We start from the raw sequence: 17,354 nt of genomic DNA on the forward strand, positions 1-17,354 counted from the left end.
ACGCCCCGGATGCTAGCGAGCGGGCTCAGTGCGCCTCCACCGTCACGGTGAACGAGAACCGGTCGCCCCGGTAGCGGATCCGGGCCACGTCCACCACCCGGCCGTCCTCGTCGTAGGTCACGCCCGTGTAGTGGAGGATCGGCGAGAGCAGCGGCACCTCCAGGAGCGCCGCCGTCTCCGGGTCGGCGAGCCGGGCCTCGACGGTGTCCGTGATCCGGCTGATGCGGACCCCGATCACGTCCCGCAGCACCTTCGTCATCGGCCAGCGCTCCAGATCGGCCGGGTCGAGGCCGGCCGCGATCTCCGGGCGCACCGCGTTCTGCGCCCAGTTGGTCGGCTCGCCGCTCTCCCCGTCGCGCCGCAGTCGCCGGTACGCGACCACCTCCGACACATCGGGGAAGTACTCGGCCAGCTCGCCCGGCACCGGCTCGGTGCCGTGGCCGAGGACGGTGGTCCGCTCGCCGGACTGCTGGGCCACGATCGCGTCGATCGAGCCGAGCAGCCGGCGCGGGGTGGACCGCCGGGCGCCCGGCTCGATGAACGTCCCGCGCCGCCGGTGTCTGCTGATCAGGCCCTCCTCCTCCAGCTCCTTGAGGGCCTGGCGCATGGTCAGCACGCTCACGCCGTAGTGCGCGGCGAGCTGCTCCTCGGTGGGCAGTCGCAGCGAGGCGTCGGGCGTGCGGCCCAGTATGGAGGCGCGCAGCGACTGCGAGACCTGATACCAGAGGGGCAGCTTGCGGTTCAGGACCAGCGAGTCGGGAGCGAAGGCGGTCACGGCGTTCTCCGTACGACGACTACGAGACTCGACGACTACGAGACTCGGGCGGCCACGGGTCTCGACGGCTTCGAGACCCTACGGCCGGAAGTGGCGCTCCAGACCCTGCCATACGTCGTCGTAGCCCCTCTGCAGATGGTCCGCTCCGGCGGCCTGGCCGGTGGCGGTGACGGGCCAGCGCGTCTCGAACATGAAGGCCAGACCGTCGTCGATCTTCTGCGGCTTCAGCTCGGCGGCGCTGGCCTTGTCGAAGGTCTCCCGGTCGGGTCCGTGCGCGGACATCATGTTGTGCAGGGAGCCGCCGCCGGGCACGAAGCCTTCCGCCTTCGCGTCGTAGGCGCCCTCGATCAGGCCCATGTACTCGCTCATCACGTTGCGGTGGAAGTACGGCGGCCGGAAGGTGTCCTCGCCGACCAGCCAGCGCGGCGCGAAGACCACGAAGTCGACGCCGGCGAGGCCCGGGGTGTCGGACGGTGAGGTCAGGACCGTGAAGATCGACGGGTCCGGGTGGTCGTACGAGATCGTCCCGATGACGTTGAAACGGTGCAGGTCGTAGACGTACGGGGTGTGGTTGCCGTGCCAGGCGACGACATCGAGCGGGGAGTGGCCGTACGTCGCCGACCAGAGGTTGCCGCAGTACTTGTTGACGACCTCGACCGGGCCCTCGACGTCCTCGTAGGCGGCGACGGGCGCGCGGAAGTCACGGGCGTTGGCGAGACCGTTGGCGCCGATCGGGCCGAGGTCGGGGAGCTGGAAGGGCGCCCCGTAGTTCTCGCAGACGTATCCGCGGGCGGTCTCGTCGAGGAGCTCGACGCGGAAGCGGACGCCGCGCGGGATCAGGGCGACCTCGCCGGGGCGGGCGGCGAGCAGGCCCAGCTCGGTGCGGAGCAGGAGTCCGCCGCGCTCGGGGACGATCAGCAGCTCGCCGTCGGCGTCGCTGAAGACCCGGTCCATGGAGGCGTTGGCGTGGTACAGGTGCACGGCCATGCCGGTGCGCTGCGTGGTGTCCCCGTTGCCGCCGAGCGTCCACAGGCCGGCGAGCCAGTCCGTGCCCGGCGCCGGGTCGGGCAGCGGATTCCAGCGCAGCCGGTTGGGGTCGGGGACCGTCTCGGTGAAGGGCGCGGACCGTACGGCGCCGTTGTCGATGCGGGTGAACGGCGGGTGCGCGGCCGAGGGGCGGATGCGGTAGAGCCACGAGCGGCGGTTGTGCGCGCGCGGCTCGGTGAAAGCGCTGCCGCTGAGCTGCTCGGCGTACAGGCCGAGGGGAGCGCGCTGCGGCGAGTTGCGGCCGTGCGGCAGCGCGCCGGGCACCGCCTCCGAGCTGTGCTCGTTGCCGAAGCCGGTGCTGTAGTCCAGCGCCTCGGCCGTCTTTCTGGCCTGCTCCGCCGCCTGCCCGGTCGCCTGTCCGGCCACGCGTCCGGCCTGTTCCGTGGTCATCGCCCGCTCCTGTCCTGAGCCCGCAAAGAAATCCTATGCATGACCGTAGGATTCCGCGACCGCTCGCGTCAACGGGGTCTCGGTTCGACGTGATGCGTGCAGAGGGGGTTCCAAAAGATGAACATTGCTCTACTCTCACGCGCATGTCGTGGACCCGCAGGCTCCTTGTCGCGCTCTCGGTCGTTCTCGCGGCGCTCGCCGCCGCCCTTGTCACCGCCCCCGGGGCCCAGGCCCACGAGGAGCGGCCCGTCACCTTCCCCGACGGCTCCGGCAGCGTGCCGGTGCTGCGCACCGGGGAACCCGATCTGCTGGTCTGCAAGACCGACCGGGCCGAGTTCGCCCGCCGGGTCTCCGGATTCCCGGCCGATGTGAAGGCCCGGAACCTGGCCCTGTTCGAGCGGTGCTCACGCGGCGGCTACCGGCATCTCCAACAGGCCGTCGACGCGGTCGACAGACCCGGCATGACCATCGCGGTCCTGCCCGGCCTGTACGAGGAGGAGCCCTCGCAGCCCGCCCCGGCCGGCGCCTGCGCCTCGCTGACGGCGCCCAAGTCCGCGCTCGGCTACCAGATCCTGTCGTACGAGCAGCAGAAGCAGTGCCCGCACAACCAGAACCTCGTCGCGATCCTGGGCAAGAAGAACCTCCAGATCGAAGGCACCGGCGCCTCGCGCCTGGACGTCGTCTTCGACGCCAAGTACACGAAGCTCAACGCCATCCGGGCCGACGAGTCCGACGGGATCTACTTCCGCAACTTCACCGCCCAGCGCACCACCTTCAACTCGCTGTACGTGCTCGCGGGCGACGGCTTCGTCATCGACAACGTGCTGACCCGCTGGAACGACGAGTACGGATTCCTGACCTTCGCCTCCGACCACGGCCTCTACAAGAACTGCGAGTCGTACGGCAACGGGGACTCCGGGATCTACCCCGGCTCGGCCTCCGACATCAACGACGGCCGCGGCTACGACGTCCCGCGCTACTCCATCGAGATCACCGGCTGCCGCAGCCACCACAACATGGTCGGCTACTCCGGCACGGCAGGTGACTCGGTCTACGTCCACGACAACGAGTTCGACCACAACATGGGCGGCGCCTCGATGGACTCCGCCTTCCCCGGCCACCCCGGACTGCCGCAGAACCACGCCCGCTTCGAGCGGAACCTGATCCACGACAACAACCAGAACTACTACCCGTACGTCGCCGACGGCACCTGCGCCAAGCCGCCCGTGGAGCGCGGCTACGAGAAGGGCGTCGTCTGCCCGCAGATCTCCATGCCGCCCGGCACCGGCATCATCACGGCGGGCGGCAACTGGAACCTGTACGAGAACAACTGGGTGTACGGCCACCAGCGCGCCGCCTTCTTCCTGAGCGCCGTCCCCGCCTTCATCCGCGGCGAGTCGGCCTGGGGCAAGCAGACCGACACCTCCCACCACAACCGCTACGCCGGCAACCACCTGGGCGTCGACCGGTCCGGCGCCTCCCGGCCCAACCGCACGGACGTGTGGTGGGACGGGCAGGGCGGCGGCAACTGCTGGCAGGCCGACGCCGGGGCGTCCAGCCCGGGCGCACTGCCCGAGTGCGGGGCGCGGCGGGGCGAGGTCTCCGGGAACACCGACCGGCTCGTCGGCGAACCGGCCAAGCTGGCCCACCTCCTCGTCTGCGCCGACTACAACGTCCAGGCCCGGCGGCTGCCGGCCGGCTGCGACTGGTACGGGGCGCGGGGGATCCAGCGCGTCGAGACGCAGCTCGCCCTGGCGTTCGCGGTGGTCCTCGCCCTGGTCGGCGGGGTCCTGTGGTGGCGCAGGCTCCGCGGCAGCCGGCTCGCGGGCGCGGCGACGCTCGTGGGCCTCGCGGGCCTGGCCCTGGACGTGGCCGGTTCGACCCTCGGCCTGTCCTCGGGCCCCGTTCCCGCCGTGGCGCTGCTCCTGACCGGCGCCTGGTGGACGGTGCTCGGCCTGGCCCTGCGCCCGGCGCGCCCCGCGTTCGCCGGGACCACCCTCGCCCTCGGCGTCCTCACTCTCCTCGACGCCTTCGACAAGGGCGTCCTGATGATCCCCTGGATCCCCCTCGGCCCGGCGTGGCTGCGCGGGCTGCTCGCGGTGGTCTGGGTCCTGTGGGCCGTGGTCGCGGCCGGCCGCCCCGGGGGAGCGCGCGCCCCCGAACCCCGCCCGACCTCCGGCCCGGCCCCGGTCACCGCCGCCGCGCACGGTGCGAACGACGGAGACGCGTCGTGAGACGACGCCCCGCCGCCCCGACGACCCTCCGCGTCGGCGGTTCGGTCGCAGAGCGGACGGTCGTCCTTGAGCCGACGGGCGGTCCCGGCGCCAGCGGTTCGGTGTCGGACCGGAAGGCCGACATCCAGCCGTTCGCTGGCCCCCGCGCTGGCGGTTCGGTCGCGGTGCGGCCGGCTGGCCTTCAGCCGGCCGCCGGCCGCGGCGCCGGCGGTTCGGTCGCAGAGCGGACAGTCGCCCTCGAACCGGCGGACGGCCCCGGCGTCAGCGGTTCGGTGTCGGAGCGGAAGGCCGACATCCAGCCGTTCGCCGGCCGCGGCGCCAGCGGGTGGGTCGAAGAGCGGACGGCCGACGTCCAGTCGGCCGCCGAGCCCGGCGTCGGCGGTTCGACCGCAGAGCGGACGGTCGCACCTCGGCAGTCCGCCGACCTCGGCGCCGCGCCCATCGGTGTCCGCCCCGCAGGCCGCCGGGTCGGCGTCCTCGTCGGGGGCGTCCTCGCTGTCGCGATGTCGGCCGTCGGTTGCGGTGGGCTGCCCACCACGCACCACAAGCCGGGCACCGGCCACCAGGAGGCGAGCGCCGGAAGTGGCACGCTGCTCACGGCGCGGGACGAGGGCGGGCACCGGCTGCGGGAGGTGCCCGCCGAGGGCGCCCCCGCCGTGTGGGCCGAGGCGCGGCCCGACACCGAGGGCGGCTGGAACATCCACCTCGCCGTGGAGCGGTTCCACTTCACCCCCGAGAGCATCGGCGGCGCCGCCATCCCCGGCCGGGGGCACGCCCGGCTCCTCGTCGACGGCAAGGAGACCGGCCGCGCCTACGGCCCCTGGCACCACATCCCGCCCGGCGCCCGCACCGTGACCGTCCGTCTCCACGCGGACGACCACACCGTCTGGGCGGTCGCGGGCAAGCCGGTCGAGGCCACCATCCGCCTCGGCGCGACGAGCAACTCCGCCCCGACGCCCACGCCCACCCCCGGCCGGACCGTCGAGATCACCGTCACCGGCACCTCCGTGCAACCACCTCCCTCCCGCATCGAGTTGAAGGAGGGCGAGCGCCTCACCCTCCGCGTCACCAGCGACCGCGCAGACACCCTCCATGTCCACGGCTACGACCGCGAACTGCCCCTCGCCCCCGGCGAACCCGCCTCGCTCACCCTGACCGCCGACCGCACCGGACTCTTCGAGGTCGAGACCCATGGGTCCGGACTCCTGCTGACCCAACTCGCCGTCCGATGACCGCTCCCGCGCACCTCCTCGCCCACGGCGTCGGCTCCCGGCACGACCTCCCCCTCTCGCCCTTCTACGCCTACGCCGGCGCGTTCGCCGCGCTCTTCGTCTCCTTCCTCGGCCTCGGCCTGCTCTGGTCCTCCTCCCGCTTCCGCGGCGACCGGGCCGGCCGCCCGCTGCCCGCCACCCTCCAGCGCCTCGCCGACGCCCCGGCCCCCCGCACCGCTCTCCGCCTCATCGGCGCAGCGGCCGCCCTCACCGTCATGCTCCACCTCCTCCTCGGACCCGACGACCCCGACCGCAACCCCGCCCCCGGCGCGATCTACGTCGTGCTCTGGGTCGGGCTCGTCCCCGCCTCCCTCCTCCTCGGCCCCGTCTGGCGGCTCCTCAACCCGCTGCGCACCCTCCACGCCCTGCTCCCCGCGCCCCGCGACCCCCGCCCCATCCCGGCCGGCCTGGGCATCCGCCCCGCCGCCGCGGGACTCCTCCTCTTCGCCTGGCTCGAACTCGCCGCCCCCGACCCCGCGTCCACCACCACCCTCCTGACCTTCCTCGCCGTCCTCACCGCCATCGGCCTCCTCGGCGCCGCCCGCCACGGCCCCGACTGGTTCGCCCACGCCGACCCCTTCGAGGTCTACTCCTCCCTCCTCGCCCGGCTCTCCCCGTTCGGCCGCCGCGCCGACGGCCGACTCGTGCTGCGCTCGCCCTTCGACGGCCTCGACTCCACCCCGCAGACCCCCGGCCTCGTTGCCGCCGTCTGCGTCCTCCTCGGCTCCACCGCCTACGACGGCCTCTCCGACAACCCGCGCTGGATCACCACCCTCCAGACCTCCCCCCTCGGCCCGACCCTCACCGCCACCCTCGGCCTGCTCGCCGCCGTCGCCCTCGTGGCCGCCCTCTACGCCCTGTGCGCCGGCACCCTGCGCCTGATGTCCCGCACACTCACCCACCCCCTCACGTCCTTTGCCCACTCCCTCCTGCCGATCGCACTCGGCTATCTCGTCGCCCACTACTTCACACTCTTCGTCACCGAAGGACCACGTACCGTCATGATGGCAGCAGGCACTGACAACGCCTCCGCACCCGCCCCACCCCTGGGCCCCGGCGGCCTCGCCACGCTCCAGGTCACCGCGATCGTCACCGGCCACGTCCTCGGCGTCATCGCCGCCCACGACCGCTCCGTGCGCCTCTTCCCGCCCGCCCGCGCCGTGGCCGGTCAGCTCCCGCTGTTCGCGCTGATGATCGCGTACACCCTCGGCGGTATCGGCCTGCTCATCGCCTGACGCGACGTCGCCCGACCCGACGTCGCCCGAGCCTGCACCGCCCGACCCGGCGGGCGCCGCCCTGGCATCCCCCGCCCCGCGCATCGCCCGCCCCGATTCGGAACGGAGCGGCATCATGGACCCCGTGCCCCAGCCTCCCCTCCGCCGCACCCCCGTCCAGCAGCGCAGCGCCGAGCGCCTCGCCCGGATCCTCGACGCCTGTGCCGAACTCCTCGACGAGACCGGCTACGAGCAGCTGAGCACCCGCGCCGTCGCGATCCGTGCGGGCGTCCCCATCGGATCCGTCTACCGCTTCTTCGGCAACAAGCGCGCCATGGCCGCCGCCCTCGCCGGGCGCAACCTGGACCGCTACGCCGAGCGGATCACCACCCGGCTCGCCGCGGCCGGACGCGTCGACGCGTACAGCGCGATCGACGGCGTCCTGGACGAGTACATCGCCATGAAGCGCACCGTCCCCGGCTTCGCGCTCGTCGACTTCGGCGTTCCCGCGCCCCCCGTTGACGAGGGGTCCGGCGAGCACCCCAACCACCTCGTCGCCGACCGTCTCTGTGGGCTGCTCGCCATCCATCTCGGCCGGACCGCCGACGACGTCCTGCGCCGGAAAGTCCTGGTGGGCGTCGAGGCTGCCGACGCGCTGCTCCAGCTCGCCTTCCGTACGGACCCGTCCGGGGACCCGGGGCTCGTCGCCGAGACCCGCGAGCTTCTCTACGCCTATCTGGCGCCGTCCCTGACATGACCCTCCCCACCATGCGTACCGGTCGGTATGCTCGCTGGTGCCCGCGCGTCTCCGCCGCCGCCCCAGGGAGCCCGTCATGCCCACCGCCCTGCGTATCTGCCCGCTCTGCGAAGCCACCTGTGGGCTGACCCTCACCCTCGACGGCAGCCGTGTCACCGGCGCCCGCGGGGACCGCGACGACGTCTTCAGTGAGGGCTTCATCTGCCCCAAGGGCGCCTCCTTCGGCGAGGTCGACGCCGACCCCGACCGGCTGACCGGGCCCCTCGTCCGCAAGGGCGGCACGCTCCAGGAGGCCACCTGGGCCGATGCTTTCGACACCATCGCCGCCCGGATCCGGCCCCTGATCGAGACGTACGGACCGAACGCGGTGGGTGTCGTCCTCGGCAACCCGAACGTCCACACCATGGCCGGCGCCCTCTACCCGCCCCTGCTGCTCGGCGCCCTGCGCACGCGGAACCTCTTCACCGCCTCCACGCTCGACCAAATGCCCAAGCACGTCTCCAGCGGACTGCTCTTCGGCGACCCCTTCGCCATACCCGTCCCGGACCTGGACCGCACCGACCATCTGCTGATGCTCGGCGCCAACCCCCTGGACTCCAACGGAAGCCTCTGCACCGCCCCCGACTTCCCCGGCAGGCTCAAGGCCCTGCGCAGGCGCGGCGGCACCCTCACCGTCGTCGACCCGCGCCGCACCCGCACGGCCCGGCTCGCCGACCGTCATGTCGCCATCCGCCCCGGAGCCGACGCCCTCTTCCTCGCCGCGCTCGTCCACACCCTCTTCGCGGAGGACCTCACCGACCTCGGCGCGCTCGCCGACCACGTCGAGGGAGTCGAGGAAGTACGGGAAGCAGTACGGGACTTCACGCCCGAGGCCGTCTCCGCCGCCTGCGACCTCGACGGCGACACCATCCGCACCGTCGCCCGTGAACTCGCCGCCGCGCCCTCGGCGGCCGTCTACGGCCGCATGGGGAGCTCCACCGTCGCGTACGGCACCCTCGCCAACTGGCTCGTCGACGTCCTCAACGTCCTCACCGGCAACCTCGACCGTCCCGGCGGCGCGCTCTTCCCGCTCTCCGCCACCGCCCCCGCGCCCCGCCCGGCCGGACCGGGCAAGGGCTTCGTGCTGGGCCGCTGGACCAGCCGTGTCTCCGGACACCCCGAGGCCAAGGGCGAGTTCCCGATGGTCGCCCTCGCCGAGGAGATCGAGACCGAGGGCGAGGGCCGCATCCGGGCGGTGATCACCGTCGCCGCCAACCCCGTCCTGTCCGCACCCGACGGAAGGCGCCTCGACGCCGCCCTGGGCGCCCTGGACTTCATGGTCGCCGTCGACCCGTACCTCAACGAGACCACCCGTCACGCCGATGTCGTGCTGCCCCCGCCACCGCCGTCGCAGAGCGCCCACTTCGACTTCGCCTTCAACGGCTTCGCCATCCGCAACCAGGCCCGTTTCACGCCGGCCGTCGTCCCTCTGGAAGAGGGACGCATGGACGAGTGCGAGATCCACGCCCGGCTGATCCTCGCCGTCTCCGGGATGCACGGCGCCCCGCCCTCGGCCGTGGACGACCTCGCCGTCGACACCACCCTCGCCAGGGCCGTCGCACAGGAGCACTCGCCCGTCCACGGCGCCGACCCCCAGGCCGTCGCCGCCGCACTCGGCGGCGCCACCGGGCCCGAACGCCGCCTCGACATGATGCTCCGCCTCGGCCCGTACGACCTCACCCTCGACGACCTGCTCCAGGCTCCGCACGGAGTCGACCTCGGCCCGCTGCAGCCCCGTGTCCCCGCGCTCCTCAAGACCCGCAGCGGACGCGTCGAACTGCTGCCCGCCCCGATCGCCGCCGATCTGCCCCGGCTGCGCGCCGCCCTGACCGCGGCCCCGGACGGACTCGTGCTCGTCGGCCGGCGCCATCTGCGCTCCAACAACAGCTGGCTGCACAACGCGCCGTCGCTCAACAGCGGCTCCAACCGGTGCACCCTCCAGATCCACCCGGACGACGCCGACCGCCTCGGCCTCGCCGACGGAAAGCCCGCCCGCGTCACGGCCGAGGGCGGCGAGCTGGAGGTCGAGGTCGAGATCACCGACACCGTACGGAACGGGGTGGTGAGCCTTCCGCACGGCTGGGGCCACGACCGCCCGGGCACCCGCCTCACGGTCGCCGCGGCCCGTCCCGGCGTCAACGTGAACCAGCTCCTCGACGGCACCCGGCTGGACCCGCTGTCCGGTACCGCCGTACTCAACGGCTTCCCCGTGCAGCTGGCACCCCTGCCGTGACCCCCGTCGCGACCACCGCCTTGACCTGGGGTTTTGCTCGTATTGCTCACGCGTCAACATCTTGTTAACGGCTGAAGAGGGCACCTAACGTCATCCGAACCGCCGCACCGTGGGAGTCCTCCCGGTGGGAGTTCAAAGGTGAACGTGAGGTGTCCTCCATGCTGACCGTCCTCGGCTTCGCCATGATCGCGACCTTCCTGGTCCTGATCATGATGAAGAAGATGTCGCCGATCGCGGCGCTCGTGCTGATCCCCGCCCTGTTCTGTGTCGCCGTCGGGCAAGGAGCCCAGCTCGGCGACTACGTCATCGAAGGCGTGGAGAAGCTCGCGCCCACCGCGGCGATGCTGATGTTCGCCATCGTCTACTTCGGCGTCATGATCGACGTCGGACTCTTCGACCCGATCGTCCGGGGCATCCTGCGCTTCTGCAAGGCCGACCCGGTCCGTGTGGTGGTCGGTACGGCGGTGCTCGCCGCGATCGTGTCGCTCGACGGCGACGGCTCCACCACCTTCATGATCACCGTCTCGGCGATGTATCCGCTGTACAAGCGGCTCGGGATGAGCCTGGTCGTCATGACCGGTGTCGCCGCCACAGCCAACGGCGTCATGAACACCCTGCCCTGGGGCGGCCCCACCGCCCGGGCCGCGACCGCGCTCAAGGTGGACGCGGCCGACATCTTCGTCCCGATGATCCCGGCGCTCGGCGTGGGTCTGCTCTTCGTCTTCGTCCTCGCGTACGTCCTCGGCCGCCGTGAGCGCAAGCGCATCGGCTACCTCACCCTGGACGAGGTCCTGGAGCCGCAGACCGAGACCGTCCTGGTCAAGGCCGGTGGCGGTACGGACACACCGAAGGCGTCCGGTGGCCCCGGCGGCCCCGGTGACGTCCCCGGGCTGCCCGAGGGCGACGACGAGAGCCTCCAGGGCCTCGACCCGAACCGCCCGACGCTGCGCCCCAAGCTGTACTGGTTCAACGCCGGTCTCACCGTCGCGCTGCTCTCCGCGATGATCCTCGAGCTGCTGCCGATCCCGGTGCTCTTCCTGCTCGGCGCCGCGCTCGCGCTCACCGTCAACTACCCGAACATGGCGGACCAGAAGGCCCGCATCGCGGCCCACGCCGACAATGTCCTCAACGTCGCCGGCATGGTCTTCGCGGCGGCCGTCTTCACCGGTGTCCTCACCGGCACGGGCATGGTCAAGCACATGGCCGACTGGCTCGTGGGCGCGATCCCCGGCGGGATGGGCCCGCACATGGCCCTGGTCACCGGTGTGCTCAGCCTTCCGCTGACGTACTTCATGTCGAACGACGGCTTCTACTTCGGCGTCCTGCCGGTCCTCGCCGAAGCGGGCGCGGCCCACGGCGTGTCCTCGCTGGAGATCGCCCGCGCCTCGATCGCCGGCCAGGCCCTGCACATGTCGAGCCCGCTGGTCCCGGCCGTGTACGTCCTCGTCGGCATGGCGAAGGTCGAGTTCGGCGACCACACCAGGTTCACCGTGAAGTGGGCGGCGCTCACGTCGCTGGTGGTCCTCGGGGCGGGGATCCTCTTCGGCGTCATCTAGGGCGTCGGCAGGGAGGGCGGGTGGATCCTCCGCTGGGGGAGTGAATGCGGAGGGTGTCGCGGCGTTGCTGCCACCCTCCGTATCCATGTCATGACAGATAGTCAGATTATCGGTTGATCCGTCCGACGTCTTCATGACTGGAGGAACCCCCGCATGACCGCTCCAGCAGTCCGCCCCCTGCTGTCCACCGCCATCGCGACACTAGCCCTCGGCGGTGTCGCGCTGGCCGGCGCACCGACCGCCTACGCCGCGCCCGGTGACAACGGCGACATCAAGATCCACAGAGCCGGCACCGTCGAACCCGATCAGAGCAACCACCCCAGGGTCTGCGAGTTCTACATCGCCGCCTTCAACTTCGACGGCCTCCAGTCGGTCCAGTGGGAGATCTCCCACCAGCCGGCGACGAACGGCCCGGTGAGGACCGGCTCCGTTCAGCTCAACGCCGAGGGCGACGGCAGGTCTCCCGAGCTGACGAACCTGAGGTTGGCCAACGGTCAGTACAAGGTCGAGTGGACCTTCGAGGGCCAGCAGGGAGCCAAGAAGAGCAAGGTCTTCAGGGTCGCCTGCCTCGACGACATCACCAACCCGCCGCCGAACGGTGGCGGCAACGGCACGCCGCCGCCCCACAAGCCGCCGCACGGTCCGGTCGGTGCCGGCGGTGGCGGTAGTGCCGAGCTCGCGTCGGACAGCTCCGCCTTCGGGGTCGGATCGGCCATCGCCGCCGTCGTGGCCGGCACGGCGGGCCTGATCCTCGTCCGTCGGTCGCGTCGCCGCACCGATGGCGCCGCGTAGGCACCGCACCACGCGCAGGCAGCGGCGCCTCCGCCGGCTCGCCCGGACGGTGGTGGTGACCCTGTCGCTGGTCGTCGGCGGCGTCTGGTGGGCCCAGGACGAGGAACCGTCCGGCCCACCGATCGCCGCCGCCCCGGCCGCGCACGGGGCGGTGGCGGACTCCGCCGCCGCCCCGGCGGGACCGGGGAAGCACCCCGACCAGAAGCCCAAGGCGCAGCCCCGGCCCAAGGCCCCGGCCAAGCCCCAGCCGCCGCCCGCGCCCCTGGCCCGCTCGCGCGCCACCAGCCTCGCCATCCCGGCGATCACCATCGAGGCCCCGGTCATCGGCCTGGGACTCGACCGGTCCGGACAGCTCGGCACCCCGCCGGCCGACAACCCCCGGATCGTCGGCTGGTACAAGGACGGCCCCGCGCCGGGCGAACGCGGTACGGCGATCGTCGTCGGCCACCGCGACACGCGCACCGGGCCCGCCATCTTCCTCAACCTCACCGCGCTCAACCCCGGCAACACCGTCCGTGTCGCGCGTGCCGACGGCCGTGTCGCCGTCTTCACCGTCGACAAGGTCCGCACCTACACGAAGGAGCAGTTCCCCGACCAGGAGGTGTACGGCTCCACCGGCCGCCCCGAACTCAGGCTGCTCACCTGCGGCGGCACGTTCGACCGCAAGACGGGGTACGCGTCGAACGTCGTCGTCTTCGCCCACCTCACGGGCGTCGACCGGAAGATCTGACCCGGGCGCCGTCCGCCGTTCCGCGGCCGTGATTGCGGCCGCGGTCCAGGCGGTGGATCTGCGATGCCTGTGGGTGGTTCCTCCAACGCTGATACGGGCCGTCGCCCCGCCCTCGGGGCCACGGGGAGATCACGCGGATTGGGGCGGGTTTCGGCCGTCATCCGCGCTTTCGGCGGTGATGCGCCGCCCCGGCTGACAGAGTGATCGTCGCTCCGGGGATTCCCGGAAGCCCCCCACACCCACAAGGACCCGTGCATGTCGTCGAAGCCGTTCACCACGCGGACCAAGGTGGCCGTCGCCGTCGCCGGGGCGCTGCTGTTCGTCGGCGCACCCACCGCCTACGCCACGCTCGGAGAGGAGACGCCGGGCGCCGCCGTCACCGCGGCACAGACCCGAGGGAAGCCGTACGTGGAGAGCAGGCTCTTCTTCGGGACCGAACGGCCCGACGGCGGGCCTGCCGTCACCGACCGCCAGTTCATGGCGTTCATCGACAAGGAGGTGACCCCTGCCTTCCCCGGTGGCCTGACGGTGCAGGACGGCCGTGGACAGTGGCGGGACCAGAACGGCACCATCGAACGGGAGCGTTCGTACGAGCTGATCCTGCTGTACCCGGCGACCGAGGCGAAGGTCCGCGACCCGCTGATCGAAGGGATCAGGGAGGCGTACCAGAAGGCCTTCGGGCAGGAGTCCGTGGCTCGGCTCGACGAGCCGACCCGAGCCGACTTCTGAGACGCGGGGCACACGCCCCGAGCGGCTCTGGCGCCGGAAAACTATCAGCGCTAGTTTGGGTCGCGGACGACGAACCGGCCGGTCGGTGCAGAGGAGACAGCGGATGAAGAGCCACGACGCGATGTACATCGGCGGGGAGTGGCGCCCTGCCTCCTCCACCGACACGATCGCGGTGATCAACCCGGCGGACGAGCAGGTCATCGGCCATGTCCCGGCCGGCGCCGCCGAGGACATCGACGCCGCCGTACGCGCCGCCCGCGCCGCCTTCCCCGGCTGGGCCGCCACCCCGCCCACCGAGCGGGCCAAGCTGATCGGCGCGGTCCGCGACGGCCTCGCGGCCCGCGCCGAGGAGATCGCCGCCACGATCACCGCGGAGCTCGGCGCCCCGCCGCAGGTCGCCGCCGCCGTCCACACCGGACTGCCGATCGCCGTCGCCGGCTCGTACGCGGAGCTCGCCGCCACCCACTCCTTCGAGGAGAAGGTCGGCAACTCCACCGTCTACTCCGAGCCCGTCGGCGTCGTCGGCGCGATCACCCCGTGGAACTACCCGCTCCACCAGATCGTCGCCAAGGTCGCCCCCGCGCTCGCCGCCGGCTGCACCGTCGTCCTCAAGCCCGCCGAGGACACCCCGCTCACCGCCCAGCTCTTCGCCGAGGCGGTCCACGCGGCGGGCGTTCCGGCGGGGGTGTTCAACCTCGTCACCGGCCTCGGCCCGGTCGCCGGCCAGGCGCTCGCCGAGCACGAGGGCGTCGATCTCGTCTCCTTCACCGGCTCGACCGCCGTCGGCAAGCGGATCGGCGCCCTCGCCGGCGGGGCCGTCAAGCGGGTCGCCCTGGAGCTCGGCGGCAAGTCCGCCAACGTCATCCTGCCGAGCGCCGACCTCGGCAGGGCCGTCGCCGTCGGCATCGCCAACGTCATGGCCAACTCCGGTCAGACGTGCAGCGCGTGGACCCGGATGCTCGTCCCCGCCGACCGGTACGACGAGGCGGTGGCGCTGGCCGCCGAGGCCGTCGCGAAGTACGTCCCCGGCGAGCGCGTCGGCCCCCTCGTCAACGCCGAGCAGCAGCAGCGGGTGCGCGGCTACATCGAGAAGGGGGTGGCCGAGGGCGCCCGGATCGTCGCCGGCGGCCCCGAGGCCCCGCGGGAGACCGGCTACTACGTCTCCCCGACCGTTTTCGCCGACGTCACCCCGGACATGACCATCGCTCAGGAGGAGATCTTCGGCCCGGTCGTCTCGATCCTGCGCTACGAGGACGAGGAGGACGCCCTCGCCATCGCCAACGGGACCGTGTACGGGCTGGCCGGCGCCGTCTGGGGCGAGCCGGAGGCGGCCGTCGCCTTCGCCCGCCGCATGGAGACCGGCCAGGTCGACATCAACGGCGGCCGCTTCAACCCGCTGGCCCCGTTCGGCGGCTACAAGCAGTCCGGCGTGGGGCGCGAGCTGGGCGCGCACGGCCTCGCCGAGTACCTCCAGACCAAGTCCCTCCAGTTCTGAGCAGCCGAGGAGCAAGAGGAGCAATGAGCGTGGTCCGCGCCGCATTCCTGCCCGCCGTCGGCTCTCCCCTGGAGATCACCGGCATCCGACTGCCCGAGCCCGGCCCCGGCCAGGTCCGGGTCCGCCTCGCCGCCGCCGGGGTCTGCCACTCCGACCTGTCCCTGACCAACGGGACCATGAGGGTGCCCGTCCCCGCCGTCCTCGGTCACGAGGGCGCCGGCACGGTCGTCTCCGTCGGCGAGGGCGTCGGCCACGTCGCCCCCGGCGACGGTGTCGTCCTCAACTGGGCGCCGTCCTGCGGCGCCTGCCACCCCTGCTCGCTCGGCGAGGTCTGGCTCTGCGCCGACGCCCTGACCGGCGCCGGCAGCGTGTACGCCACGACCGAGGACGGCACCGAACTCCACCCCGGTCTCAACGTGGCCGCCTTCGCCGAGGAGACGGTGGTCGCGGCGAACTGCGTCCTGCCCGTCCCGGACGGCGTGCCGCTCACCGACGCGGCCCTCCTCGGCTGCGCCGTCCTCACCGGCTGGGGAGCGATCCATCACTCGGCGCGGGTACGGGAGGGGGAGTCCGTCGTCGTCTTCGGCGTCGGAGGCGTGGGCCTGGCCACCCTCCAGGCCGCCCGTATCGCGGGCGCGGCACCGATCATCGCGGTGGACGTCTCCCCGGAGAAGGAGGCACTGGCCCGGGCGGCCGGGGCGACCGAGTACGTCGTCGCCTCCGAGACCACCGCGAAGGAGATCCGCAGGCTGACGGGCGGTCAGGGCGCCGACGTGGCCGTCGAGTGCGTCGGCCGCGCCACCACCATCCGTACCGCCTGGGACTCCACCCGGCGCGGCGGGCGCACCACGGTCGTCGGCATCGGTGGCAAGGACCAGCAGGTCACCTTCAACGCCCTGGAGCTCTTCCACTGGGGCCGAACGCTGTCCGGCTGCGTGTACGGGAACTCCGACCCGGCCGAGGACCTGCCCGTCCTCGCCGAGCACATCCGGGCCGGCCGCCTCGACCTGAGCGCACTGGTCACCGAGCGGATCACCCTGGACGGCATCCCGGGCGCCTTCGACAACATGCTCGCGGGCAAGGGCGGCCGGGCACTCGTCGTCTTCTAGACCGCTTCCGGCGCCGTTTCGGCGTTCTCGGCCGAGTCCTGGACGGGCTTCCCGGACGTCCCGGATGTCCCGGACTTCCCGGGCTTCGGCCGAGAGCGCGAGACCGCCACACCGGCCAGACAGAGCACGCCGCCCGCCAGCGTCAGCAGTCCCGGCAGCTCGCCCAGGAACACCCAGGCCATGACGACCACCAGCGCCGGCACGGCGTACGTCGTCGCGCCCATCCGGCCCGCGGTCGTACGGGCCAGGGCGTAGGCCCAGGTGGTGAAGGCGAGAGCGGTCGGGAACACCCCGAGGTACACCATGTTCAGGGTCGCGGAGAGCGGGGCCCGGCCCGCCTCCTCGAGCAGCTGTCCGGCGAACGGCAGACAGGCCACCGTGCCGACCAGGCACCCGAAGGTCGTGACCTGGAGGGCGCTTCCGTGGGCGAGCGCGGGCTTCTGCGCGACCACCCCGCCCGCGTACGCGACGGCGGCGAGCAGACAGAGCACGACGCCGAGGACGGAGGCGTGCCCTTCGCCGGACATCGAGAGGCCGACGGCCACGGCGCCCGCGAACGAGACGCCCATCCCGGCGAGCAGCCGGGGCGGCAGCTTCTCGCCCAGGAACCGGGCGCCGAGCAGGGCGATCAGGATCGGTCCGATGTTCACGACCATGGCGGCCGTGCCCGCGTCGACCTCCTGCTCGCCCCAGTTGAGCACCACCATGTAGGCGCCGAACCAGAGGAGTCCGGAGACCGCGATCCCCGGCCAGGCCGCCCGTGACGGCAGCCCCTCCCGCCGTATCAGCAGGACCGCACCGAGGACGAGCGCTCCGGCGAGGAGCCGGCCGAGGGCGAGCGCGCCGGGGGAGTAGGCGGCCCCGGCGCTGCGGATCGAGACGAAGGCGGAGGCCCACAGGACGACGGTGACACCGGCGGCGGCGAGCGCCAGGCGAGACGTGGCGGGGGAGTTGGTCATGGGGTGACGGTAGGCCCTGGACCG

Annotated in this window: 14 protein-coding genes; 11 read left to right on the forward strand and 3 right to left on the reverse strand. The window is 72.5% G+C overall.

Translation table 11 applies throughout. The annotated features are described in order from the left end of the window. Positions 1–25: 25 nt before the first annotated feature. Positions 26–775 (reverse strand): GntR family transcriptional regulator, encoded by a 750-nt coding sequence (locus ABZ939_RS00450; protein ID WP_361846974.1) that lies wholly within the window; start codon positions 773–775, stop codon positions 26–28. Between the two features lie 78 nt (positions 776–853). Further along, positions 854–2,212, reverse strand: coding sequence for a homogentisate 1,2-dioxygenase (gene hmgA, locus ABZ939_RS00455; protein ID WP_361846977.1), 1,359 nt, complete (start codon positions 2,210–2,212; stop codon positions 854–856). A 143-nt stretch (positions 2,213–2,355) separates the two neighbouring features. On the opposite strand from hmgA, the gene ABZ939_RS00460 reads away from it, so the two are divergent. The 11 genes from ABZ939_RS00460 to ABZ939_RS00510 all read left to right on the forward strand — a co-directional run bounded on the left by ABZ939_RS00460 (position 2,356) and on the right by ABZ939_RS00510 (position 16,371). Then, positions 2,356–4,446, forward strand: coding sequence for a right-handed parallel beta-helix repeat-containing protein (locus tag ABZ939_RS00460; RefSeq protein WP_361846980.1), 2,091 nt, complete (start codon positions 2,356–2,358; stop codon positions 4,444–4,446). After that, positions 4,443–5,678 carry a hypothetical protein gene (locus ABZ939_RS00465; protein ID WP_361846983.1) on the forward strand — a complete coding sequence of 412 codons (1,236 nt, stop codon included), beginning with the start codon at positions 4,443–4,445 and terminating at the stop codon, positions 5,676–5,678. Before ABZ939_RS00460 ends, ABZ939_RS00465 begins: the two co-directional genes overlap by 4 nt. After that, the gene (locus ABZ939_RS00470; RefSeq protein WP_361846986.1) at positions 5,675–6,952 is read left to right on the forward strand and encodes a hypothetical protein; all 1,278 of its coding nucleotides are present in this window, start codon (positions 5,675–5,677) and stop codon (positions 6,950–6,952) included. Before ABZ939_RS00465 ends, ABZ939_RS00470 begins: the two co-directional genes overlap by 4 nt. Before the next feature lie 115 nt (positions 6,953–7,067). Then, on the forward strand, positions 7,068–7,688 hold the full coding sequence (locus tag ABZ939_RS00475; protein ID WP_361846989.1) for a TetR/AcrR family transcriptional regulator: 621 nt from the start codon (positions 7,068–7,070) through the stop codon (positions 7,686–7,688). A 76-nt stretch (positions 7,689–7,764) separates the two neighbouring features. After that, positions 7,765–9,960 (forward strand): molybdopterin-dependent oxidoreductase, encoded by a 2,196-nt coding sequence (locus ABZ939_RS00480; RefSeq protein WP_361846992.1) that lies wholly within the window; start codon positions 7,765–7,767, stop codon positions 9,958–9,960. Between the two features lie 158 nt (positions 9,961–10,118). Then, complete coding sequence (locus tag ABZ939_RS00485) at positions 10,119–11,516, forward strand: citrate:proton symporter (RefSeq protein ID WP_361847921.1); 1,398 nt, start codon at positions 10,119–10,121, stop codon at positions 11,514–11,516. Between the two features lie 153 nt (positions 11,517–11,669). Then, the gene (locus ABZ939_RS00490) at positions 11,670–12,308 is read left to right on the forward strand and encodes a hypothetical protein (protein WP_361846995.1); all 639 of its coding nucleotides are present in this window, start codon (positions 11,670–11,672) and stop codon (positions 12,306–12,308) included. Further along, positions 12,295–13,038: a class F sortase gene (locus tag ABZ939_RS00495; RefSeq protein ID WP_361846998.1), complete on the forward strand. Its 744-nt coding sequence runs from the start codon at positions 12,295–12,297 to the stop codon at positions 13,036–13,038. Before ABZ939_RS00490 ends, ABZ939_RS00495 begins: the two co-directional genes overlap by 14 nt. A gap of 255 nt (positions 13,039–13,293) precedes the next feature. Beyond that, the gene (locus ABZ939_RS00500) at positions 13,294–13,767 is read left to right on the forward strand and encodes a DUF3574 domain-containing protein (protein WP_361847001.1); all 474 of its coding nucleotides are present in this window, start codon (positions 13,294–13,296) and stop codon (positions 13,765–13,767) included. Positions 13,768–13,870: 103 nt separating this feature from the next. Beyond that, positions 13,871–15,262, forward strand: coding sequence for an aldehyde dehydrogenase family protein (locus ABZ939_RS00505; protein ID WP_361847004.1), 1,392 nt, complete (start codon positions 13,871–13,873; stop codon positions 15,260–15,262). Positions 15,263–15,291: 29 nt separating this feature from the next. Further along, a complete protein-coding gene (locus ABZ939_RS00510; RefSeq protein WP_361847924.1) occupies positions 15,292–16,371 on the forward strand; it encodes a zinc-binding dehydrogenase in 1,080 nt (359 codons plus the stop codon). On the opposite strand, the gene ABZ939_RS00515 is transcribed toward ABZ939_RS00510, so the two are convergent. Further along, positions 16,368–17,330 (reverse strand): DMT family transporter, encoded by a 963-nt coding sequence (locus tag ABZ939_RS00515; RefSeq protein WP_361847007.1) that lies wholly within the window; start codon positions 17,328–17,330, stop codon positions 16,368–16,370. The genes ABZ939_RS00510 and ABZ939_RS00515 overlap by 4 nt on opposite strands. Positions 17,331–17,354: the final 24 nt, after the last annotated feature.

This window comes from Streptomyces sp. NPDC046712 (genome assembly GCF_040645695.1).
Classification (GTDB): Bacteria; Actinomycetota; Actinomycetes; order Streptomycetales; family Streptomycetaceae; genus Streptomyces.

What these genes read in the sequence shown, in the direction of transcription:
- hmgA (WP_361846977.1), bottom strand. Translation starts at nt 2,212, where the DNA reads ATGACCACGGAACAGGCCGGACGCGTGGCCGGACAGGCGACCGGGCAG.
- ABZ939_RS00460 (WP_361846980.1), top strand. Translation starts at nt 2,356, where the DNA reads ATGTCGTGGACCCGCAGGCTCCTTGTCGCGCTCTCGGTCGTTCTCGCG.
- ABZ939_RS00470 (WP_361846986.1), top strand. Translation starts at nt 5,675, where the DNA reads ATGACCGCTCCCGCGCACCTCCTCGCCCACGGCGTCGGCTCCCGGCAC.
- ABZ939_RS00475 (WP_361846989.1), top strand. Translation starts at nt 7,068, where the DNA reads ATGGACCCCGTGCCCCAGCCTCCCCTCCGCCGCACCCCCGTCCAGCAG.
- ABZ939_RS00480 (WP_361846992.1), top strand. Translation starts at nt 7,765, where the DNA reads ATGCCCACCGCCCTGCGTATCTGCCCGCTCTGCGAAGCCACCTGTGGG.
- ABZ939_RS00485 (WP_361847921.1), top strand. Translation starts at nt 10,119, where the DNA reads ATGCTGACCGTCCTCGGCTTCGCCATGATCGCGACCTTCCTGGTCCTG.
- ABZ939_RS00490 (WP_361846995.1), top strand. Translation starts at nt 11,670, where the DNA reads ATGACCGCTCCAGCAGTCCGCCCCCTGCTGTCCACCGCCATCGCGACA.
- ABZ939_RS00495 (WP_361846998.1), top strand. Translation starts at nt 12,295, where the DNA reads ATGGCGCCGCGTAGGCACCGCACCACGCGCAGGCAGCGGCGCCTCCGC.
- ABZ939_RS00500 (WP_361847001.1), top strand. Translation starts at nt 13,294, where the DNA reads ATGTCGTCGAAGCCGTTCACCACGCGGACCAAGGTGGCCGTCGCCGTC.
- ABZ939_RS00505 (WP_361847004.1), top strand. Translation starts at nt 13,871, where the DNA reads ATGAAGAGCCACGACGCGATGTACATCGGCGGGGAGTGGCGCCCTGCC.
- ABZ939_RS00515 (WP_361847007.1), bottom strand. Translation starts at nt 17,330, where the DNA reads ATGACCAACTCCCCCGCCACGTCTCGCCTGGCGCTCGCCGCCGCCGGT.